This window comes from Streptomyces sp. NPDC014734 (assembly GCF_043083325.1).
In the GTDB taxonomy this organism is placed as follows: Bacteria; Actinomycetota; Actinomycetes; order Streptomycetales; family Streptomycetaceae; genus Streptomyces.
The window spans coordinates 21,122-42,472 of record NZ_JBIBYN010000027.1; the positions used below are offsets into that span (position 1 = coordinate 21,122).

Sequence of the window (21,351 nt, forward strand, 5' to 3'; positions counted from 1 at the left end):
TTGCCAGGACTTCAGCAGATCAGCACCCTCGCCCGGTCACCAACGGAGCCTGCCGCGAAGGCCGGTGAACACGTACGCGCAGACCAGAACCGACAAGGACAGCGACAGGGCGGCCCCGACGGGATGCCCCAGCACGCGCACGACCACCGCGAGCAAGCGGTCCGCCTCGTGCGGCCAGTACGGCCACAACAGCCTGCGCAGCCGGTCCGGCAGCCCGGCGACCGCACCGACCCCCTCTCCCGCCGCGACCACGCGAACCAGCGGGACGACGAGCACGGGCACGGCGAGGACGGCGGCGACACCGGCCGTCGCCACCCTGAAGACTCCGGCACCCAGCAGACCCGCCCACGCACTGCCCACGGCCAGCCCCACCCAACTGACGCCCAGGAAAATAGAATTGGGTGGAATTCTAATCAAATCACCACCATGTACCAGATGAAGGGCCGCAGCGGAGGCCAGCACCGAGGCCGTGGCGAGCACCAGCGCACCCCCCGCCGACACCGTCAGCTTGGCCATGAGCAGCCCGAGGCGGCACGGAACGGCGCCGCGGGCCGACGCGAGTGCCGGGTAGCGGAACTCGTCACCGAACGAGAGCGCACCGAGCAGGCCGGCCCCCATCGCCGCGGGCGGCAGCGGCAACAACGACGGCCAGGCCGCCAGAGTCCTGGGCAACTGGGCGTGCCCCGAGCGGGCGAGGAGAAGGGAGAGTCCGGCCGAGACGACCAGAACGGCAGCCATGACCACGGTCGCCGTTCCGACGCCGAGAAGGCGGCGCAGTTCATAGCGCACGGGCTGGAGCGGGCCTCGGGCCGGGCGGCGCCGGATCGGCGCCGGAGGTGGCGCATCGGCCGCCCGGCCGACCGGAGGTCGCTCACCTCTCTCGGATCCGGCAGCGGCTCCCTCGGGGCCGACGGAGCCCACGAGGCCGGTGTCGGCAACCTCGTCGGCAAGTCGGTGTACCGGGAGTCCGTGCCGGAAGGCCGTGTCGCCGATCTCGGCGCAGGTGGCTCCGTACACGGAGAGCCGACCGCCCCGCTCGGCGATCACCTCGACCGCCCGCCTCGTCTCCCGCGCCTCACGGCTGACGGCGACGGCGAGGCGGGCGGCATGCGGGCTCCGGACCGCGACCCGGGGGCGGAGGCGGGTCCGGGAGAAGTCGCCGACGCTCTGGTCGGCGACGAGGCGACCGCCGTCGATGGTGACCACCCGGTCGGCGATCCGTGCAGCCGCCCTGGGATCGTCCGTGGTGCAGAGAACGGTCCCACCCCGTGCGGCCCGCTCCCGGAGCAGCCCGTGCAGCCACTCCCTCTCGCGCGGTGCGAGCCCCTCCGCGGGATCGTCGAGGACGAGAGTGTGCGGGTCGCCGAGCAACGCCGAAGCGAGTGCGAGCATGCGATCCATACCGGGGGAGAGCGCACCGATGCGACGGTCCCGCAGCCCGGAGAGGCCGACGGTTTCCAGAAGCTCGTCGGCCCTGGACACCGGCACCCCCGCGGCGGCGCAGAGCATGCGGAGCTGACCGCGGGCGGTACGGGCGGGGTGGCCCGGAACGTCCCCGAGAAGTACGCCCACCTCGCGCGCGGGGTTCGGAATGCGGTGCAGCGGCCTGCCCCGGAAGTAGGTGATTCCCCGTCCGGCATCGAGTTCGAGCATCAGACGGAGAGCCGCGGTCTTGCCCGCGCCCGGCACACCCAGAAGTGCGGTGACATGGCCGGGCGGGGCCTCGAAGGTGAGATCGTCCACAGCGGCCGTGTGGCCGCGTCGAGGGGCACTGGTGAGTCCGATGGCCTGGAGCATCGCTTCTCTCGCGAAGGGCGGCGGCAGGGCGAGTACCCCAGCAAGATAACTCGACATATCCGACTTTTTGCGCAGCCTGCCCACCGGGTGTTCCGCCGGGTCAGACCTCCGGTCTCAGCATCGGCGGGTTGAGCACCGTCGCCGCGCCGGCCCGGAAGAGCTGGGCAGGACGACCGCCCTGCCGAGTGGTCGTTCCTCCGGCAGGCACCAGAAATCCTGGAGTTCCTGTGACCTTCCGATGAAAGTTCCGGGGATCGAGAACCACGCCCCACACCGCCTCGTACACCCTCCGGAGCTCACCCACCGTGAACTCGGGCGGGCAGAAAGCGGTGGCGAGGGAGGAGTACTCGATCTTGGACCGCGCGCGTTCGACACCGTCGGCGAGGATCCGCGCGTGATCGAAGGCGAGCGATGTCTGGCTCTGGTTCTCGCGCCCGACCCCGCCCTCCGGCCCGAGCAGATCCTCGACCGGCGCCCAGCGGGCGCTGTTCGCGTCGCCGCCCGCACGAGGAGCCGGCAGGTCGGGGGCCAACGCCAGGTGGGCGACGCTGACCACCCTCATGCGGGGGTCGCGTCCCGGGGCGCCATAGGTGGCGAGCTGTTCCAGATGCGCGCCGTTGCCGACCGCCGGGGCCACCGGGTCCTGTGCGCACAGACCGGTCTCCTCGACCAGTTCGCGCGCTGCGGCGGCGCCGAGGTCCTCGTCTTCCTTGACGAACCCGCCGGGCAGCGCCCACCGGCCCTGGAAGGGCTGCTCACCACGGCGTACCACGAGCGCGCAGAGCGCGTGACGACGCACCGTGAGCACAACCAGGTCGACGGTGACTGCGAAGGGCGGGAAGGTCGACGGGTCGTAGGGCGGCATGCGGTGATCATAGTCGTCTTCCTGACGATAAACACTCCGTTCGCCGCGTCCCGAGGGACTGAATGCCCTTGGCTCACTGTTCGTTGTCACCCATCGCTCCGCTCCGCGTCCGTCCCGGGCCGGACCGCCCGCGCACCGGGTCTGCCGATCCCCGTTCCCGTCCGGAGGCCGAGGAACCGGGCAGGAACCCGACCGCCGCGCGTACGGCCTCGGTCACGCCCGCCCCGAACGCTCGACGACAGCGAACTCCCGGTCACCGGCCGCCGATTCCCCGGAGGCAGCTTCCCCTGCTCATCACGCGGGCTCCCGGCGCCCATCCCGTCGACACGGCCGAGGGCTTCGTCCGTCTCCGGTCGCGTCCTCACGCCGTCGTCGGACCGGCCGGCACCGCGGCCGGCAGGCTCTGCCGCTCACGACACCTGCCGGGAAACCCGCGTCCGCTCGCGTCCCGGGGCCGGGCCGAGTGACGGACACGTGCCGGATGCGGGCCGCACCGTCGTGTCCGCTCTCCCGGCCCGGACATCTCTCTCGACCCATCGTCCGGTGCCGATCACGGCTCCGGGGCTGAACCGACGACGAACAAGGAGACGGACAAGGAGACGGAGCCGCAGCACAGGCACGTCATCGGCCGCTCCTGGCTCCGCGACGGCTGGGCGGAGTCTGCCCGGAACGACGCCGGAAGGGCTGCTTCGCTCCGGGGCGGACGGAACCCTGTGGAGCCCTCCTCCGCCGGACAGTGGCCTGACGTACATTGCGGTGGCGCGTGGCCCGTGCCGTGTGATGTCGTGGGCCGCGCTCCACGTGATCGCCCGCGGTCCGCGTCGTCGCACGGTCCGCCCCGCCCTCCCTGGCGCTGCGCTCCCCACGGAGGCAGCGGCGCAACGTCTCCGGGTCGAGCCCTTGATTGCACGCCTCGTGGAGGAGCTGGGCAAAGGTGTACTCGGGATCCGCCCTCAGCGCGAGGCCGAGCGCGACCCGCGCGCCCGGCTCGTCCCCCGTCGACCAGGAAACCCACCCGGCCAAGGTCAGAGGCGCGGCGGCGTGTTCCTCGTACGGCGCGACGCAACGACGGGACAGTGCGCGCCAGAGCCGTAGCGCGGAATGCGCTTCGGGCCCCTCCATCCACTCCGCGGCCCTGTCACGCGTCTCCCGGTCCTGAAGGCCGAGAATCACCGCGGCGGCCTCGTCATGGCCGATCAAGCGGTCGTCGTTGATGTCCGACAGGGCGGGTGTCGCCGCCGTTGCCTCCGCAAGGCGTGCCATGAGCCTCCGGACGAGATCGAGGGTCTCCCGGGCCACGTCCTCGCGTCCCGTCGCGTCAAGGATCTTCGGGACCAACTCGGCACCGGCCGAGTCGAGTGCGCGTTGCTGTTCGGCCGCCGCCGAGGTGTTGAGCGGTGCCAGCCTCGTTTCCATCTCCCTCAGCGTGCCGCGCACTTGGATTCCCGCATAGGCCGCTGCGGCCGCCATCACGGAAGTGCCGGGCATCACCATCCGGTTCCCCTCGGCCGGGCAGCATCGCGGGTCGGGGCAGCAGTACGACCAGTACCGGCCGTCGGAGATGCAGAGCGCTTCGAGCACCGGCACGTCGTGCTCGCCGCAGGCCGTACGCAGGCGCTGCGCGAGCGGACGAAGCCGCTCCATGACCTGATTGCCGCTCTCGTCCTCGGCAGGGTCCTGGCAGAGGAAGACGACGATCGCGTCGGGTCGCTCCCCACGGCGCTCGCTCCCCTTGATCAGGCACTCGGCGAGTTGCCCGGCGACGGACGGCCATTCACGGGGCGACTGTGGGATGCCGAGCCTCAGCCGCCCGCCGAAGCGACCGCGGCCACCGTGCAGGGCGACCATGACGACGCTGTCGTTCGGGTGGAAGCCCATGAGATAGGGGAGGGCGTCGGCGAGTTCGGCAGGCCCTCGAAGGGTGATCTGCTGCTCGTCGACCGGGCCGGTGGATTCGTGGTGCTGATTCATGTCACGACCGTCCCGCGAGCGGCCGGATTCCGCGACCCCTGTGGATAACTTTATCCACAGGGGCCTCGGGTCGTTGGCGCAGTGTGCGGGGCATCGGGTTGCATGGGGGCATGACCGGGACGAATCACGCAGCACCCGGGGCTCCGGCCCCTTCCGTGGGACGGCCGACGGCCCGCCGAGGCCGCAGATCGTCCACGCACGGCGAGCGGCACCGAACAGCCCGTGGGAGCCGACGGGGAGAAGGCCGGATCCGTACAGGCAGAAGCGCACGGCCGAGGGGAGCGGGCCCCCGCTCCGCTGTCGCCGCCATCCTTCTCGGATCGCGTGGCATCGACGTTCCGCCGGAGTGTGTCCGTGTCCTTCACACCGTCGGACCGGCCACATCGTGAAGGAGGCGGTCACGGTCTGGACGGCCACATGATCACCATGTAGCCGAGGTGATTCGGGCGTTCCGCGGCCTTCCGCTCCCGGCCCGCCCGGTCGTGCCGGCGTGAAGGGGCCTCACGCCCGCACCGGGCCTCCGGCCACGGCTCAGCCTGCCGCCGCGAGGACCAGCGGAAGAACCTGCCCGGCGCCCGCCTGACGAAGAAGGCGCGCAGCGACCGCAAGCGTCCAGCCGGAGTCGGTGCGGTCGTCCACGAGCAGCACGGGACCGGCGGAACGGGCCAGCTCACCGGCCAGGTCCTCGGGGACGGCAAAGGCACCGGACAGCGTCCTGAGGCGTTGGGCCGAGTTGCTGCGGCGCGCCGCGTGGGCGCCGTCCGGCCCGGTGTACGTCAGGGTGCCCAGATACGGGAGACGACCGATGGACGCGATTCCCCGGGCGAGGGACTCGACCAGTTGTGGGCGGGTCAGGGACGGTACGGCGACGACGCCCACCGGTCGGGCAGAGGCCTCCGGCACATCGGGCGCCCAGCCGCCCGGGGAACGCGCCCAGTCCGCCAGGACCGCCACGGCGGCCCGCAGGACGTCGTCGGGCACCGGCCCGTCGGGCGTGTTCTCGGCCAGCAGGGGGCGCAGCCGGTTGCCCCAGCCGATGTCCGAGAGACGTCCCAGGGCCCGTCCGGTGGAGCACTGTTCCCCGGTCGGAATACGCCCCTTCAGGTTGATGCCCAGCGCGGGCATCCCTGTCGGCCACATCCGGCGCGGCTCGACCTCCACCCCCGGGCGGTCCAGTTCCTTCTCGGCACCCGTCAGCGCGTCCACCGAGACGGAGGCGTCGACCCAGGCTCCCGCGCAGTTGTCGCAACGGCCGCACGGCATCGCGCCCTCGTCGTCCAACTGCCTGCGCAAGAAGTCCATCCGGCACACGGACGTGCTCACGTAGTCGCGCATGGCCTGCTGCTCGGCAGACCGCTGCCGTGCGACCCGTGCGTACCGCTCGGCGTCGTACACCCAGTCGGCGCCGGTGGCTGCCCAGCCGCCCTTCACGCGTTTGACCGCACCATCGACATCGAGCACCTTCAGCATGGTCTCCAGTCGGCTGCGCCGGAGATCCACCGACGCCTCCAGAGCGGGCACGGACAGCGGCCGTCCGGCCTGGGCGAGAGCCGAAAGCGTCTGGCGGACCTGTGACTCGGGCGGGAAGGCGGTATCGGCGAAGTAGCGCCAGATGGCCTCGTCCTCCTTGCCGGGCAGCATCAGTACGTCGGCGTGTTCCACGCCGCGGCCGGCGCGGCCGACCTGCTGGTAGTAGGCGATCGGCGAGGACGGCGAGCCGAGATGGACCACGAAGCCCAGGTCGGGCTTGTCGAAACCCATGCCGAGCGCGGAGGTCGCCACGAGGGCCTTGACCCGGTTCTGCTGGAGGTCGGTCTCGGCCTGCAGACGGTCGGCGTTCTCGGTGCGGCCCGTGTAGGAGGCCACCTCGAAGCCGCGCTGCCGCAGGAAGGCGGTGGCCTCCTCGGCCGCGGCGACGGTGAGCGTGTAGATGATGCCGGAGCCCGGCAGTTCGTCCAGGTGCTCGGCCAGCCAGGCGAGACGGTGCGCGGCGTCCGGCAGCCGGACGACTCCGAGTCGGAGGCTCTCCCGCTCCAGCGATCCGCGCAGCACCAGGGCCTCACCGGCACCGGTGCCCAGTTGCTCGGCCACGTCCGCCGTCACCCGCGCGTTGGCGGTCGCGGTGGTGGCGAGCACGGGCACGCCGGGCGCGAGGTCGCCGAGCATGGCTCGCAGTCGACGGTAGTCGGGGCGGAAATCATGTCCCCAGTCCGAGATGCAGTGCGCCTCGTCGACCACCAGCAGACCGGTCGTGGCGGCCAGCCTGGGAAGCACCTGCTCGCGGAAATCCACCGAGTTGAGACGTTCCGGGCTCACCAGGAGAACATCGATCCCGCCGTGCTCGACCTCCTCGTAGATGGAGTCCCACTCCTCCGGGTTGGCCGAATTGATCGTGCGTGCCCGGATGCCCGCCCGTTCCGCCGCCTCGACCTGGTTGCGCATCAGCGCCAGCAGCGGCGAAACGATCACCGTCGGGCCGGAGCCGCGCCGCCGCAGCAGGGCGGTGGCCACGAAGTAGACCGCCGACTTGCCCCAGCCGGTGCGCTGCACCACCAGCGCCCGTCGACGCTCCTCCACCAGGGCCGCCACCGCCTGCCACTGGTCCTCCCGCAGCCGCGCGGAGCCCCCCGGGTCGCCGACGAGCTCGGCGAGAATGGCGTCGGCTTCGGTGCGGAGCTCCAGGTTGTCCATGCCCCCATGCAACCCGATGGCACGGACAATCGGCCAGCTCACCCGGCGTGACACGGAGCTCACGAACGGTCCGCCGGCCGCGGGGCGATCCGGTCGGCGGCCGGGGCCGGAAGAACAGGGCCGCGACCGGGCCCGGACAGGCACCGGCCGGGTGGCACGGCCGGCCTGCCGGGTGGATGCGCGATCGGTGTTCTCGCTGGTCCTCATCTGCCGGACGGAACGGAAGGCGTCGTCCGAGCATGCCGCGACCAGGGATATCGGGGATATTCCCGCACATTCCCGCCAGCTGCACCGATTGCTCGTTGCCGCCCGCCGATACGCCAGGAAGAATCGGACTCGCATCCCGCACGATCGTTCCCCAATGGAACAGCCGTGCCCGCCCCCCTGCTCGTCCCTGCCCGCGCTGTGGGCACGTATGCGAAGGGAGGATCGTGACCTTCGGATTCGCCCCGTCCGCAGCCACTTCGATGTCGATACCGTCCGCGTCCGTCGACTCCGCCAACCGCCTGGCCCGAATGCTCGAACCGGCGGAATGGGCAGAGGCGGGCATACCGTTGCTGCGCAATCCCCGCGAGGTCGTCCGCGGTCTGCACGCCCGGCACCGTCCGACACCCGCGACCGCGGTCCTCGCCGTACTGGATCACGGGGAACGCCTCGTTGCCAGCGCCTCCTTCACCCGCGACTCCGCCACCGCGGACGGCTGGAACTTCCGCAACGCGCTGCTGGCGCATCTGCGCCGGATCATTCCGCACGACCTGCGCCGCCGTACCCCCGCCCGTACCGCCGTGCTGCTCTACTGCCGGGAGGGCGAAGCCGGGTGGACGGAGGAGGACGGGGCGTGGATGTGGGGGCTGCGGGACGCCTGCACACTGCACGGCCTGCGATGTGGCGCGTACATCACACTGACCCGCAGTGGCTGGCAGGTGCTGGGCGAGGGCCGGGGCGGCCGTCGGCCGCACGCCGCGTCCGGGCCGTCCTCCGTTGCCGAGAACGGGTTCGTCCCCGGAGCGACGCCGACGCGCGCCGGTGGTGGAACGGCCGGAGTCCGGCGCCACACCGCGGCGCGCTGATCGGTCGCCGTGGTGAACCGTCCCGTCGGACGATCCACCACGGCCTGCGTACCGCGGCTCAGACGCCGGCGCCGAGCACCGCGTTGATCCGCTCCGGGTCGCCGCACACGATCATCAGGGCACCCGCCCGCTCGCGGGCGCCGGACAGTGCGGCGGCGACACCGTCACCACCGTCGTCGTTGACCGCGACGACGACCACGGGACGGGCCTTCAGCCGATCGGTGGTCCCGGCACGGGCGAAGAAGACATCCTCACCGGCTTCGTGCTGAGCCCAGTAGGCGGCTTCGCCGAAGGACAGCTCGTGCGCGGCCCACGGATGGTCGTCACCGGTGGTGAGCACCAGGATGTCGCCCGGTGCACGCCCGGAGTCGAGCAGCAGGTCCACCGCCTCGTCCGCGGCGTCGAGCGCGCCGACCGGCGAGGCCGGAATCAGCTGGACCTGTGGTGCGGAACGATTCTCCGGATGGGCCGCCTGCACGGCGCCGGAGACGGGTTGCGGGCGCGGCGCCGGAGGCGCGGGCTTCGCGGGGCCGGGACCCGGACGACCGGGGCGCGGCATGGCCGCTGAACGCGGACCAGGTACAGGACGGAGGGTCGACGCGGTGCGGCCTGCGGCCGGAGTGGCGCGGGGACCCTGGGCGCTCTCGTGAATCTGAGGCTCCTCGGGGATGAGAGGACATGAGTGGTTGTCGGTGCGTACGCCGTCCGTGAGACATCGGCGCACGGGTATGTGTGCGTGGTCAGAAATCGAAGCCGAGTTGGCCCCCGCTTTCCAGTGCGGCCGCCTCGGCGGAGAAACGGACCTTCTTGAGGTGCTGCCACCTGGGCAGCGCGTCGAGGTAGGACCACGAGAGACGGTGGTGAGGTGTAGGACCCCACTCCGCCAGAGCGGCCCTGTGCACGGGCGACGGGTAGCCGGCATTGGCATCGAAGCCGAATGCGGTGTACTCGCCGGAATCCGCGCCCAGTTCGGCCATCAACGCATCCCGTCGGACCTTCGCGATCACCGAAGCGGCCGCGACCGCGATACAGGACTGGTCGCCCTTGATCACGGTACGGACCTGCCAGGGCTGTCCCAGGTAGTCATGCTTGCCGTCGAGTATCACCGCGTCGGGCCGCACCGGCAGACCTTCGAGGGCGCGCACCGCGGCGAGACGCAGTGCCGCTGTCATTCCCAGGTCGTCGATCTCCTGCGGAGAGGCATCCCCCACCGCGAACGCGGTGACCCAGCTCTCCAGCAACGGGGCCAGTTGCGCGCGGCGCCTGGGACTGAGGAGCTTGGAGTCGGTGAGCCCGGCGGGAGGTCGGCGAAGGCCGGTGACGGCCGCACACACGGTGACCGGTCCCGCCCATGCTCCGCGCCCGACCTCGTCGACACCGGCAACGATCTTGGCACCGGTCGTGGCGCGCAATGAGCGCTCGACGGTATGCGTGGGTGGTTCGTACGGCATGGCGCCTGTCAGCGTACGCCGATGGGAACGGCGACAACACCCCGGGGGCGTCTGATGACCGCCGCGCACCGGGACGGCGCCGGAGAGCGAACTTCCGTACGGCGTCGGGCCGCCGCGTTCCGTTCGCCGCAGTGCACGGGCCGACGGTGGGCGACGCGGGGGGTGGTGCTCGCGAACGGTTGTGACGACGTCGGTGAAAGTCGGCAAAGGGGCACCGGCGGAAGGCACCCGCGGCGTAATCGCGTCACCTCCGCGACCTCTCGGAACGCGGTACGGAGCAGCGCGTCGGCAAAACCGCCGCGAGGTCGGGACGAGGCACGGCCGCGTGCCCCGGCGTCCCGGCCCAGTGCCACGGCGCGATGCCGCACGGCCCCGTGCCGGCTCCCGGTGCCGCCGTCCGACGCAGCGGTGTGCCCGCCGTGCGTCCGCGCCGCCGGGCCCGTGGCGCACGTGTGTCGGCGCGCCGCATAGCGGGCGCGGTGACCGCTCTCCTCCCTCGGGTCCCCCGGACCGCGAGCACGCCCGCCGTGGCGCTCGCGGCGACGGCGCGGGGCATCGGGCGCGGGCCCGTCACACCGGTCCCGCGGGGCCGGTACGGCGAGAAGTGCCGGGCCTCCGGCCGCCTTGACCTCTTTACCTCTTGACCGATTGACCACGGTCCGGGGACGCGGGCGGCGTCCGGCCGTCCGACCACGGTCCGCCGTCCGAACGGCGAAGAAGGTCGTGAGTGCTTCGGTACGGGACCGTGGAAGTCCCGCAGGACGCCGCGAGGCACATTCGTGAAGGTGCCGGTGGCATCGCTCGCCCCCGACCCACCGCCCCTGGAACCGGTCCGGACTATCGCGGGAGCCAGTCCGGAAGTTGCTCCGTCCGCGCCGACCAGTCGGTCGGCGGTGTGCCCGCCGCGTGCGAGGCGACGATCCCGCCGACGATCGCGCAGGTGGTGTCGACGTCCCCGCCCGCTGCGGCGGTGTTCCAGAACGCCTGCTCGAAATCGCCCAGGTTTCGCGCCGCGGACCAGAGGGCGAAGGGGACGGTGTCGTGCGCGCTGGTGCGCCGTCCATTACCGAGGACCGCGGCTACCGTTCCCGTGTCGTCGTAGTCGAGCATGTCGCGGGCCCTGCGCAGCCCGGCACCGACCGCGCTTCGCGGCACGAGGGCGATCACGCCGTCGAGAAACGCCTCCGGGGCGGGTGGTCCGGTACTCGCCGCCGCGAGCGAGGCCGCGGCGGCGACGGCCATCGCGCCCACGACCGCCTCCCGGTGCTGGTGCGTGGTGTACGAGGAGATCTCGGCCTGGTGCGTGGCCTGCTCCGGGTCGTCCGCGTACCAGGCTCCGAGCGGCGCGATGCGCATCGCCGAGCCGTTGCCCCAGGAGCCCTGCCCTCTGAACAGCGCGGAGGCCAGTTCCCGCCAGTCGCCGCCTTCACGGACCAGCCTGAGCAGCCGGTTCACGGCGGGACCGTAGCCCCGGTCGAAATCGTGGTGCTCGGCGAAGGAACGGGCGAGTGCGTCCTGGTCGATCCGACCGTGACCCGCCAGCACGACCAGTACCGAAGAGGCCATCTCGGTGTCGTCGGTCCACTGCCAGGGGCCGGGCGGAAGCCCGCGCGACTTCAGGAGGGGATAGTTGGCGGGCACGAAGAACTGGGATCCCAGCGCGTCCCCCACTGCCAGTCCCCGCAGGCTGGCCAAGGCACGTTCGAGGCGTCGGTCGAGAGCAGCGTCGGCAGTCGTCATCGCCCTTCCACTCTATCCGGTGATGCCGTACGGCTCCGGTGTGCGCCAGCGCTCGAACGGCCGGTCCAGGGTGTAGCGCCCGTCCTCCCCGAGTATCAGTGTCCGGATCTCGCCGTTGCCCGGATTGGACAGCGACTCGAACTCGGCGACCGACCAGTGGAACCAGCGCATGCAGAACAAACGCATGGTCAGTCCGTGCGTGACCAGGAGAACGTTCGACGGGTGGTCGGGTGCTTCGAAGCTCCGGTACAGGCTCTCCAGGAAGGCTCCGACCCGGTCGTACACATCGGCCCCGGACTCCCCCTGCGCGAACCGGTAGAAGAAATGCCCATACGCGTCCCGGTACGCCTTCTGCAGCCGCACGTCGTCCCGGTCCTGCCAGTTTCCCCAGTCCTGCTCCCGCAGCCGTGGCTCCTCCCTGACCCGTACCCGCTCCAGGTCCAGCCCGAGCGAGCGGAACGTCTCGTGTGTACGGCGGTAGGGCGATACGTAGACACTGACGCGTTCCGTGCCGAACAGTTCGCGCAGTCGTACACCCGCCTCCCTGGCCTGCCGGAGCCCGGTCGACGTGAGCCTCAGTGCGTGGTCCGGCTCACGCTCGTACACCGTGTCGTCTGCGTTGCCCTCGGACTCCCCGTGCCGGACGAGGACGATGCGTTGCGGTCGTGCCATGGACCGACCCTAGAAGACTCGTGAAGATCTTGTTCAGGGCCGGTCGTCAAAGTGCTGTCCTCCGGCCGGAGGCCGGGCCGTGCGGCGTCCGGTGCGTACGGTCGCGAGGTGGAGGGACGCCCTCGTCCGTCCCGGACGAGAGCGAGCCCGACAACGCGAGCAGGGCGTCTTCCCTCTTGAGCGAAGCCGAGAGCCCAGGGCTGTCGGACGCGCACAGCGGGCGGCAGTCCGACGACAGGGCCCTGTGGCCTCGGCTCATTCGACCAGCCGCCCGGACTCCATCCGCCGGACGGCACCGGTGAAACGGTGGCGCAACGAACGGTCGTGGGAAACCACCACCAGTGCGCCCGACCAGTGGTCCAGTGCTTCCTCCAGCTCCCGCACGAGTCCGAGAGCCAGGTGGTTCGCCGGCTCGTCGAGCAACAGCAGGTCGGCGGGGTGCGCCAGCAGGCGGGCGAGAGCGAGCCGTCTGCGCTGTCCGGCGGAGAGCGATCCGACCGGCACGTGCAGGTCCCGGGGGCGGAACAGCCCGAACGAGAGCAGCAGTTCCTCCCGCTCGTCGTCGGTGGCCACGAGACCCCGCCCGAACGCAGCGAGCACCCGCTCATCCGGCGCACGCACGGGTATCTCCTGCGCGAGATAGCCGATTGCGCCGCGCCGGGCCACATGCCCCTCGTCGGGTTCGAGCACACCCGCCATGACACGGAGGAGTGTGGACTTTCCCGCGCCATTGCCGCCGTGGACGAGCAGTCTGTCACCCGACGCGACGGAGAGCCGTTCGACCGCGAGCCGGTCACCGACCCTGACGTCCGTGAGAGAGATCAGTTCTCCCCGGGTCGATCCGGGGCCGGGACGACCCGCGAAGCGGAGCGGGTCCGGCGGCCGGGGGACGGGATCCTCCCTCAGGCGCTCCAGACGTTTGCGGGCGTTGCGGACCCGCACGGACACGGATGCCTGGACCCGACCGCCTGCCCGGTCGTACGCCATCTTGTTGTTGTCCTTGATGGCACGGCCCACCGCGACCGTGTGGGCCGTGGTGGAGGCATGGATCTCCAACCGCGCCGTCTCCTCGCACCACTGCGCGTAGGACTGTTCCCAGCGCTGCCGTGCGGCACTCTGCTCGCGCAGGAATCCCGCGTACCCACCGCCGTGTCGCACGATCGTCCGGCGGTCGGAGTCGACCTCCAGCACCGCCGTGGCCACGCGCTCCAGGAAGATCCGATCGTGCGACACGGCGATCACCGTGCCGCCGTGGGACAGCAGGGCGTTCTCCAGCCAGTCGAGCGCCGATGCGTCCAGATGATTGGTGGGTTCGTCGAGCAGCATCACCTCGGGAGACGCCGCGATCAGGCAGGCGAGGGCGAGGCGGGCCTGTTCGCCGCCGGAGAGGCTGCCCAGTCTCCTGGCGGGACCGATGTGCGCCAGCCCGAGACCGTGCAGCGCCTTGTCCACGCGCGCGTCCGCCTCGTAGCCCCCGCGCAGCTCGAACGCCGTGAGCAGTTCCCCGTACGCGGTCAGCGTGTCGGCATCCGCCACGGCCAGCCCCGCCTCGCACTCCCGCAGCCTTCTCTCCATGGCACGGAGTTCCGCGAGGGCCTCGTCGATCGTGTCCTGGACCGTGCTGGAGGACGGCAGCCCCGGGGTCTGCTCCAGGAGCGCCGCGCCGCCGGGCGCGCCCGTGAACGCGTCACCCGCATCGGGCCGTTCGAGACCGGCGAACAGACGGAGCAGGGTGGTCTTGCCCGCACCGTTCTCCCCCACGACGCAGATCCGCTCGCCGGGGCGCACGGTCAGCGAGACATCGTCGAACAGCACCCTGTCACCGCGGGCCACGGTCACCTCGCGCAGCGAGATCTGTGTGGGCACAGGCACCTCCCCTCGTACAGCCGACGGACATCGCGACACGAACGTGCGGACGCCTCAACGGCACGGACACCGGTGGTGGCCGACTCGGACAGCCGGGAAGTCCCGGGCGGCCCGACAGCCACACGCAAACGCAACCCTTGTCGCATTAAAATGAGCGTGCCATAGTGGAGGCCACTAACGCAACAGGAGTAGCGGTTGATTGATCAGGAGAAGGTTCCGGGCACCGGACGGGACGGTGCCGCGTCGGTCTCCGGACCGACGAGCGCGTCGAAGGCAACCGCGTCGTCGGCCCCGGTCGCCCCGGGTACGCGTCGGCCCGGAGGCCGCACCGCTCGCACCCGCGCGGCGGTCCGCGACGCCGTACTGAGCGGTCTGGTCGAGCTGGGGTACCCGGGCTTGTCCGTGGAGTACGTCGCGGAGCGGTCCGGGATCCACCGGACGACGCTCTACCGCCGCTGGGGCAATCTCGAAGGCCTGGTCGTGGACGCCCTGGACCTGGCGGGCGAGGACGACTGGACACCACCGGACACCGGAAGCGCGGAAGGCGATCTGCGCGCCCTGGCCCGCACGACGGCCGCGGCGTTCGCCGACGCCTCCGCGGCCGCGGCACCGACCGCGTTCATCGCGGCGGCCTTCCAGTCCGAGCGCGCCGCCGAAGCGTTGCGCGCGTTCTACGAAGAACGGTTCAGCCGGTGCGAGGTCATCGTGGCCCGGGCCGTCGCCCGCCGGGAACTGCGCCGGGACACGGACGCGGGGGCACTGATCAGAGCGGTGGTCTCGCCCGTGTTCCTGGGATTGTTCATCACCCGCGAACCCGTCGACGAGGGACAGGCCGACCGGGCCGCGGACGCGGCGCTGGCCGCCGCCCGGGCCGGCGTCTTCGACGCCCCGTCACCGACCGGGCCAACCGGGCCCGACGTGCCATGACCGGTACCGCGCCGTCCCGGCCGCGTACGGTCCGGTCAGACCGTCCAGGAGGGTTCGAGCTGCACGACGTCTCCCGCCACCGCCGCCACGTCGTCCTCGATCCCGGTCCGTTCGGTCAACCGATCGATGCTGCCCGCCCGGTACTTGCCGCGCTCGGCGCTCGACTGCCACATCGACAGCACGAGAAACTCGTGTCCCGGCGCCTCACCGAACACACCCCGCAGCATGCCGGGCGATCCGGCCATCGCCGGATTCCACACCCGCTCCTGCATCAGCGCGAAGTGCTCGACCCGGTCCTCGTGCACCTTGCTGTGGGCCACCCTGACGACGTCCGCGTCCGTGAAACGCGGTTCGAAACCGGTCTTCACATCGAAGCGGTGCTCGAACAGCTTGACCTGGACACTGCCGTAGGTGCCGGACTGAGCGGCCGCCAGCCGATCGTGGCCGCGCGCCATGAACGAGTCGTAGAAGACACGGTTCTCCCAGAACGCGAAGACATGCGCCACGTCCGGGCGCCCTCGGCTCCATCCACCGCCCTGCCCCCTGAATCCCTGTTCACCCAGCAGCCCCGCCCACTCTCGCTGTCCCCGTTCAAAGCCTCGACGGTCCACCACGGTGCAACGAATCCACTTGACCAGCACCGCGCCATCGTACGGTGCCCGTCGCCGCCCAGGTCACCCTCCGGTCCTGTCGAGCTCGAACCGATCTCCTCCGGAACGGAGTTACGGCCTCGGGAGCGAGGGAGGGGCGGATCGGCGAGCGGCGTCATGCGGCCGCGTATCGGCGGCGGAGGAGGGAAGGTGGACGGGGTCTCCCCCTGTTCCGACGGAGCCGGGAACGCGGGGAACATCGCGAACGACGGCAACGTCGAAGTCGCGGGACGGCGGGAGTCCGTCCCCCCTCCTGCTCCCCGGGCCGCCGGCCCTGCCACGACGTCCATTCGCACCGACCACGGTTCACACGGCCCTTCCCAGGGAAAACGCCGGATACCCGGGGCACGGCATCGCCTTCGAGCCGGATCAAGCGGCGGAGGTGGCCCGATTCCACCGCTCCCGGCCAACCCGATTGGTTCCACGGCCGGTTGCCGACATGATCGAGTGGTATGAACGGCCGAGCGGCCCCGCGGCGAACAAGGAGGGAAGTCCGATGAGCACACCCAACAAGGACATCGAGAAGGTCGAGGTCAGGCTCAAATGGGATCCCAGCCCGCCCGGCGCCCCGGACCACGACCTCGACATCATCGCGGCGACCTACACCACGGACGCGCCGCACGGAAGTCCCGCGTACCTCGTGCACTTCGACAGCCGTTCGCCGGACGGCACCATCAATCTCAACCGCGACAGCAAGACCGGCCAGGGCTTCGGCTACGACGAGGTGATGACGCTGGAACTGGCACGGCTGTCGGACGCATACGGACGGGTCGTCGTCGGCGTGGCGATCCAACAGCGCGACGGCCGCAAGACGTTCGACGAGATAGCCGGCACCGGTGTACAGGTCCGTGAGGGCTACACCAACCTGTCGGAGGACGACTTCTCCTCGGTGGGCGGTGCCACGGCGGCGACCGTCGCGGAGTTCGTTCGGGACACGTCCGGCGTATGGGAGTTCCGCGACATGGTCAGGGGCTTCGACGGCGACCCGGAGTCGTTCGCCGCGGCGATGGGACATCGCACCCCCGGAACCTGACATCCCGCTCGTCCCGCTCCGGCACGCGCATGGAGCCGGGCCGGGCAGAGCGGAGCCGGACCGGATGGGGAGCGTCCGCGTCACCGCGAGGACCGAGGCCGCCCGTTCCCGGGCGGTCCACCGCGCAGCCGCCGCTCGTGCGGAAGCCCTCCCGCCCACCACCCGGCGCGTACGCACGGCGGGGGTACCGGCCAACGGTCGGCACCCCCGCCAAAGCCCTCGGCGCCCTCGGCGGAAGACAGTCGCAGGGGCGCGGCGAGTGCGATCCCACTCGCCGCCGGGTGTACCGCCACAGGGCGGACCTTCCTGGTGCGCGCTATTCCCCGCCGGGTTCCGGCCGGTCGGCGAACGCTCGCAGGCGACGGCCCGCAGCCGTCTCCGCGAGCCGGACGATCCCGGGCTCCTCGGCCGCGAGGGCGTCCCTCGCAACCTCGCACCAGTCGTCACGGTCGAGAAGAGCCAGGTAGTCGTCCCGGTAGGGCTGCCATCGCTGAACGGGCCCGATCGAACCCGAGTCACCGGATTCCCCCAGGCTGCTCACCAGCCATGCGGCGCCGCAGTAGCGGCCCGCGGAAGGCTCCACACGCGCGAGGTGGCGCAGATGCGCGGCCAGGACAGCTTCCGCATGGGGATAGAGCGAGAGGGTCATGCCCATGCCTACGCTGTAGGTCATCACCAGGAGCAGCCGTCCGGTGTGGTCGATGATCTCGTCATCCACGCAGGGCCCGACAATGACTTCGTGAAGGCCGGCAGCCCGGGCGGCGGCACCGACGAAGTACGCGTTGAGGAAGTCGCCATCGCATGCCCGGCGGAGGAGCCAGGTCCGAGCAACGGGATCGCCGAGCCGGCAGAGGGCTCGGAAGGGCAGAGGCGCTGGCGAAATGGGCGTCCAGGACGAGCGCGGCATCGATACCGGCCGGGCGCCGATTCTCCGGCATTCCCGACCGAGGCCGACGACGGTGCGCCGTGTCGTCGGGGTAGGGCTCCCCGTCCCGGGGCAGTGGCTCACCGGGAGCCAGCCGGTGCAGTTGCAGCGCGTGCTCGAACAGGGATCTCTGGGATCCGGGCAGTTGCGTCCCGGCCGTCTCGCTCATCGGCGGACGGAGGACTCGATTCTTGTGATCATGGTCCGGAGCATGTCACGACAACCGTCACCACTACACCCCCTCGACACGACTCGTTGCCTCAGACAGAACAGCCGGACGTCACGCACACCGGAAACCGGTGGAGCCGCGGGACGGGCTCCACCACCCCGAAACAGGTGAGTACTGAGGCTGGACTCGTGGTGTCGTGCCACTGCCACTGCCACGGGTACGCGTCGGCGAGAGGCGGGATGCGTCGTGCCGGGCCGGTCGCGGACCGGATCGTCCGCGCCTTCCCCGGACCGGGTCGTCCGGGCCTTCAGAAAGCGGGGCCGACATCGCACGGCCCGGTGGCCGTCCCGCGCGCGTCCGGCCGTCCCGGCGGATCCGAGACGCCGGAGAGGGCCCCGACCATTGGCCGGGGCCCTCTCCTCCGTGCGGATCAGCGTCCTGGGCAGCAGGTACTCACTGGTGCGTCAGACGCGATTCCGCTCGCTCTCAGCTGCAACCGCTCGTCGAACCGCAGCCCTCGCAGATGTAGCAGGACCCGGCACGCTGCATCTTCGTGCCGCAGGAGAAGCAGAGCGGCGCGTCCGCGCTGATCCCCAGCTGCATCTCGACGAGCTCCGCCGAGGTGTGCGCCGTCTTCGCCGGCTTCTCGGGCTCCTGCACGGCGGCGACCGCCTTCAGCGGCTCCGTCCGGACCGGGGCGGACTGGGCCAGGCTCTCGACGTCCAGCTCGTCATCCTCCAGGGAGGGCTCGTACGAACCGGTGTCGAGGTGGCGCTGACGCTCCTCGGCCGAGTGGATGCCCAGCGCCGAGCGCGTCTCGAAGGGCAGGAAGTCCAGCGCGAGGCGACGGAAGATGTAGTCGACGATCGACTGCGCCATCCGCACGTCCGGGTCGTCCGTCATACCGGCCGGTTCGAAGCGCATGTTGGTGAACTTCGAGACGTACGTCTCCAGCGGAACGCCGTACTGCAGACCGACCGAGACGGCGATGGAGAAGGCGTCCATCATGCCCGCGAGGGTGGAGCCCTGCTTGGACATCTTCAGGAAGACCTCGCCGAGACCGTCGTCCGGGTAGGAATTGGCGGTCATGTAGCCCTCGGCACCGCCCACCGTGAAGGAGGTGGTGATGCCCGGACGGCCCTTGGGGAGGCGCTTGCGGACCGGGCGGTACTCCACGACCTTCTCGACCGCGGTGCGGATGGTCTCCTCGGCCTTGGCCGTGACCTCCGCCTTCTCCTTCTCCTTGGTCTTCGCGGAGAGAGGCTGGCCGACCTTGCAGTTGTCGCGGTAGATGGCGAGCGCCTTGACGCCCATCTTCCACGCCTCGAAGTAGACCTCTTCGACGTCCTCGACCGTCGCCGTCTCCGGCAGGTTCACCGTCTTGGAGAGCGCGCCGGAGATCCACGGCTGGATCGCGGCCATCATGCGCACGTGGCCCATCGCGGAGATGGAACGCTCCCCCATCGCGCAGTCGAACACCTCGTAGTGCTCGGTCTTCAGGCCGGGGGCGTCGATCACGTTGCCGTGCTCGGCGATGTGGGCGACGATCGCCTCGATCTGCTCCTCCGGGTACCCCAGACGACGCAGGGCCTGCGGAACGGTGCCGTTGACGATCTGCATCGAGCCGCCGCCGACCAGCTTCTTGAACTTGACCAGGGCCAGGTCGGGCTCCAGGCCGGTGGTGTCGCAGGACATCGCGAGGCCGATGGTGCCGGTGGGGGCGATGACGGAGGCCTGCGCGTTGCGGAAACCGTTCTTCGCTCCGAGGCGGATCACGTCCTGCCAGGCCTCCGTCGCGGCGGCCCAGATCGGGTTGTCCAGGTCGTCCATGTGGACGGCTGCCGCGTTGGCGTCGGCGTGCTGCTTCATGACGCGCTGGTGCGGCTCGGCGTTACGGGAGTAGCCGTCGTACGGGCCGACGATCGCGGCGAGCTCGGCGGAGCGCTTGTAGGAGGTGCCGGTCATCAGCGAGGTGATGGCACCGGCGAGGGCGCGGCCGCCGTCGCTGTCGTAGGCGTGACCGGTCGCCATCAGCAGGGCACCGAGGTTGGCGTAGCCGATGCCCAGCTGGCGGAAGGCGCGGGTGTTCTCACCGATCTTCTGGGTGGGGAAGTCGGCGAAGCAGATGGAGATGTCCATCGCGGTGATGACCAGCTCGACGACCTTCGCGAAGCGCTCGGACTCGAAGGACTGGCTGCCCTTGCCGTCGTCCTTGAGGAACTTCATGAGGTTCAGCGAGGCAAGGTTGCACGAGGTGTTGTCCAGGTGCATGTACTCGCTGCACGGGTTCGAGCCGTTGATCCGGCCGGACTCCGGGCAGGTGTGCCAGTGGTTGATCGTGTCGTCGTACTGAATGCCCGGGTCGGCGCAGGCCCAGGCCGCCTCGGCCATCTTGCGGAAGAGGGACTTGGCCTCGACCTCTTCGATGACCTCGCCGGTCATCCGGGCGCGCAGCCCGAACTTGCCGCCGGACTCGACGGCCTTCATGAACTCGTCGTTCACGCGGACCGAGTTGTTGGCGTTCTGGTACTGGACGGACGTGATGTCATCGCCGCCCAGGTCCATGTCGAAGCCCGCGTCGCGCAGGGCGCGGATCTTCTCCTCCTCCTTCACCTTGGTCTCGATGAAGTTCTCGATGTCGGGGTGGTCGACGTCGAGAATGACCATCTTCGCCGCACGTCGGGTGGCGCCACCGGACTTGATCGTTCCGGCGGAGGCGTCGGCGCCGCGCATGAAGGAGACCGGTCCGGAGGCGTTGCCACCGGACGACAGCAGTTCCTTGGAGGAGCGGATGCGGGACAGGTTCAGGCCGGCCCCGGAGCCGCCCTTGAAGATCATGCCCTCTTCCTTGTACCAGTCGAGGATCGACTCCATGGAGTCGTCGACGGACAGGATGAAGCAGGCCGAGACCTGCTGCGGCTGCGGCGTGCCGACGTTGAACCACACCGGCGAGTTGAAGCTGAAGATCTGGTGCAGGAGGGCGTACGCCAGCTCGTGCTCGAAGATCTCGGCGTCCGCGGGAGAGGCGAAGTAGCCGTGGTCCTCGCCGGCCTTGCGGTACGTCTTCACGATCCGGTCGATCAGCTGCCGCAGACCGGTCTCGCGCTGCGGGGTGCCGACGGCCCCGCGGAAGTACTTGCTGGTGACGATGTTGACCGCGTTCACCGACCAGAAGTCGGGGAACTCGACGCCACGCTGCTCGAAGTTGATCGAGCCGTCGCGCCAGTTGGTCATGACGACGTCACGGCGCTCCCAGGCCACCTCGTCGTACGGATGCACGCCGGGGTTGGTGTGGATGCGCTCGATGCGCAGACCCTTGCTCGCCTTGGAACCCTTGGTGCGGGAACCTCGTGCCGGGCCGCTCGCCGTCTCTGTCATGCCGCCTCCCATATGTGGGCAAAAACGCCCTGAAGTGCCCAGAACTTCCCGGGGCACAGTCTGTCTCTGCTGCTCCGGACGCCACGCAGAACGCCCGGAGCGGGTTCATGAAAACCGCCTGCCGCCGTTCCGTGGCCGTGCCCCGG

15 protein-coding genes are annotated in these 21,351 nt (G+C 70.6%); 3 read left to right on the forward strand and 12 right to left on the reverse strand.

The features are described from left to right. Positions 1-36 precede the first annotated feature (36 nt). The 4 genes from ACF1CT_RS31760 to ACF1CT_RS31775 all read right to left on the reverse strand — a co-directional run bounded on the left by ACF1CT_RS31760 (position 37) and on the right by ACF1CT_RS31775 (position 7,324). A complete protein-coding gene (locus ACF1CT_RS31760) occupies positions 37-1,797 on the reverse strand; it encodes an ATP-binding cassette domain-containing protein (RefSeq protein ID WP_391787518.1) in 1,761 nt (586 codons plus the stop codon). A gap of 100 nt (positions 1,798-1,897) precedes the next feature. Further along, positions 1,898-2,662 carry an NUDIX domain-containing protein gene (locus tag ACF1CT_RS31765; protein WP_391787452.1) on the reverse strand — a complete coding sequence of 255 codons (765 nt, stop codon included), beginning with the start codon at positions 2,660-2,662 and terminating at the stop codon, positions 1,898-1,900. Between the two features lie 621 nt (positions 2,663-3,283). After that, positions 3,284-4,633, reverse strand: a complete 1,350-nt coding sequence (locus tag ACF1CT_RS31770) for a DUF4192 domain-containing protein (RefSeq protein ID WP_391787453.1) — start codon at positions 4,631-4,633, stop codon at positions 3,284-3,286. Between the two features lie 531 nt (positions 4,634-5,164). Next, positions 5,165-7,324, reverse strand: a complete 2,160-nt coding sequence (locus tag ACF1CT_RS31775; protein ID WP_391787454.1) for a RecQ family ATP-dependent DNA helicase — start codon at positions 7,322-7,324, stop codon at positions 5,165-5,167. A 431-nt stretch (positions 7,325-7,755) separates the two neighbouring features. Here ACF1CT_RS31775 and ACF1CT_RS31780 point away from each other — a divergent pair, with 431 nt between their 5' ends. After that, positions 7,756-8,394, forward strand: a complete 639-nt coding sequence (locus tag ACF1CT_RS31780) for a hypothetical protein (RefSeq protein WP_391787455.1) — start codon at positions 7,756-7,758, stop codon at positions 8,392-8,394. A 58-nt stretch (positions 8,395-8,452) separates the two neighbouring features. On the opposite strand, the gene ACF1CT_RS31785 is transcribed toward ACF1CT_RS31780, so the two are convergent. The 5 genes from ACF1CT_RS31785 to ACF1CT_RS31805 all read right to left on the reverse strand — a co-directional run bounded on the left by ACF1CT_RS31785 (position 8,453) and on the right by ACF1CT_RS31805 (position 14,123). Next, on the reverse strand, positions 8,453-9,118 hold the full coding sequence (locus ACF1CT_RS31785; RefSeq protein ID WP_391787456.1) for a hypothetical protein: 666 nt from the start codon (positions 9,116-9,118) through the stop codon (positions 8,453-8,455). 16 nt (positions 9,119-9,134) lie between these two features. Next, positions 9,135-9,845, reverse strand: coding sequence for a ribonuclease HII (locus tag ACF1CT_RS31790; RefSeq protein ID WP_391787457.1), 711 nt, complete (start codon positions 9,843-9,845; stop codon positions 9,135-9,137). An 837-nt stretch (positions 9,846-10,682) separates the two neighbouring features. Continuing rightward, entirely contained in the window at positions 10,683-11,585 is a 903-nt protein-coding gene (locus ACF1CT_RS31795) for an ADP-ribosylglycohydrolase family protein (RefSeq protein WP_391787458.1), read from the reverse strand. Positions 11,586-11,597: 12 nt separating this feature from the next. Continuing rightward, positions 11,598-12,257, reverse strand: a complete 660-nt coding sequence (locus ACF1CT_RS31800) for a histidine phosphatase family protein (protein ID WP_391787459.1) — start codon at positions 12,255-12,257, stop codon at positions 11,598-11,600. A gap of 255 nt (positions 12,258-12,512) precedes the next feature. Continuing rightward, positions 12,513-14,123 carry an ABC-F family ATP-binding cassette domain-containing protein gene (locus ACF1CT_RS31805; protein WP_391787460.1) on the reverse strand — a complete coding sequence of 537 codons (1,611 nt, stop codon included), beginning with the start codon at positions 14,121-14,123 and terminating at the stop codon, positions 12,513-12,515. Between the two features lie 195 nt (positions 14,124-14,318). Here ACF1CT_RS31805 and ACF1CT_RS31810 point away from each other — a divergent pair, with 195 nt between their 5' ends. Further along, on the forward strand, positions 14,319-15,050 hold the full coding sequence (locus ACF1CT_RS31810; RefSeq protein WP_391787461.1) for a TetR/AcrR family transcriptional regulator: 732 nt from the start codon (positions 14,319-14,321) through the stop codon (positions 15,048-15,050). Between the two features lie 35 nt (positions 15,051-15,085). Here ACF1CT_RS31810 and ACF1CT_RS31815 read toward each other — a convergent pair whose 3' ends face one another. Next, positions 15,086-15,691 carry a YdbC family protein gene (locus ACF1CT_RS31815; protein WP_391787462.1) on the reverse strand — a complete coding sequence of 202 codons (606 nt, stop codon included), beginning with the start codon at positions 15,689-15,691 and terminating at the stop codon, positions 15,086-15,088. 505 nt (positions 15,692-16,196) lie between these two features. Here ACF1CT_RS31815 and ACF1CT_RS31820 point away from each other — a divergent pair. Continuing rightward, a complete protein-coding gene (locus ACF1CT_RS31820; protein WP_391787463.1) occupies positions 16,197-16,733 on the forward strand; it encodes a TerD family protein in 537 nt (178 codons plus the stop codon). Positions 16,734-17,049: 316 nt separating this feature from the next. On the opposite strand, the gene ACF1CT_RS31825 is transcribed toward ACF1CT_RS31820, so the two are convergent. After that, entirely contained in the window at positions 17,050-17,451 is a 402-nt protein-coding gene (locus ACF1CT_RS31825) for a hypothetical protein (RefSeq protein ID WP_391787464.1), read from the reverse strand. A gap of 862 nt (positions 17,452-18,313) precedes the next feature. Further along, complete coding sequence (locus ACF1CT_RS31830; RefSeq protein ID WP_391787465.1) at positions 18,314-21,205, reverse strand: vitamin B12-dependent ribonucleotide reductase; 2,892 nt, start codon at positions 21,203-21,205, stop codon at positions 18,314-18,316. Between the last annotated feature and the right edge of the window lie 146 nt (positions 21,206-21,351).

Coding starts and splice junctions, on each gene's coding strand:
- ACF1CT_RS31775 (WP_391787454.1), bottom strand. CDS start 7,324: ATGGACAACCTGGAGCTCCGCACCGAAGCCGACGCCATTCTCGCCGAG.
- ACF1CT_RS31770 (WP_391787453.1), bottom strand. CDS start 4,633: ATGAATCAGCACCACGAATCCACCGGCCCGGTCGACGAGCAGCAGATC.
- ACF1CT_RS31820 (WP_391787463.1), top strand. CDS start 16,197: ATGAGCACACCCAACAAGGACATCGAGAAGGTCGAGGTCAGGCTCAAA.
- ACF1CT_RS31795 (WP_391787458.1), bottom strand. CDS start 11,585: ATGACGACTGCCGACGCTGCTCTCGACCGACGCCTCGAACGTGCCTTG.
- ACF1CT_RS31760 (WP_391787518.1), bottom strand. CDS start 1,797: ATGCTCCAGGCCATCGGACTCACCAGTGCCCCTCGACGCGGCCACACG.
- ACF1CT_RS31800 (WP_391787459.1), bottom strand. CDS start 12,257: ATGGCACGACCGCAACGCATCGTCCTCGTCCGGCACGGGGAGTCCGAG.
- ACF1CT_RS31790 (WP_391787457.1), bottom strand. CDS start 9,845: ATGCCGTACGAACCACCCACGCATACCGTCGAGCGCTCATTGCGCGCC.
- ACF1CT_RS31830 (WP_391787465.1), bottom strand. CDS start 21,205: ATGACAGAGACGGCGAGCGGCCCGGCACGAGGTTCCCGCACCAAGGGT.
- ACF1CT_RS31765 (WP_391787452.1), bottom strand. CDS start 2,662: ATGCCGCCCTACGACCCGTCGACCTTCCCGCCCTTCGCAGTCACCGTC.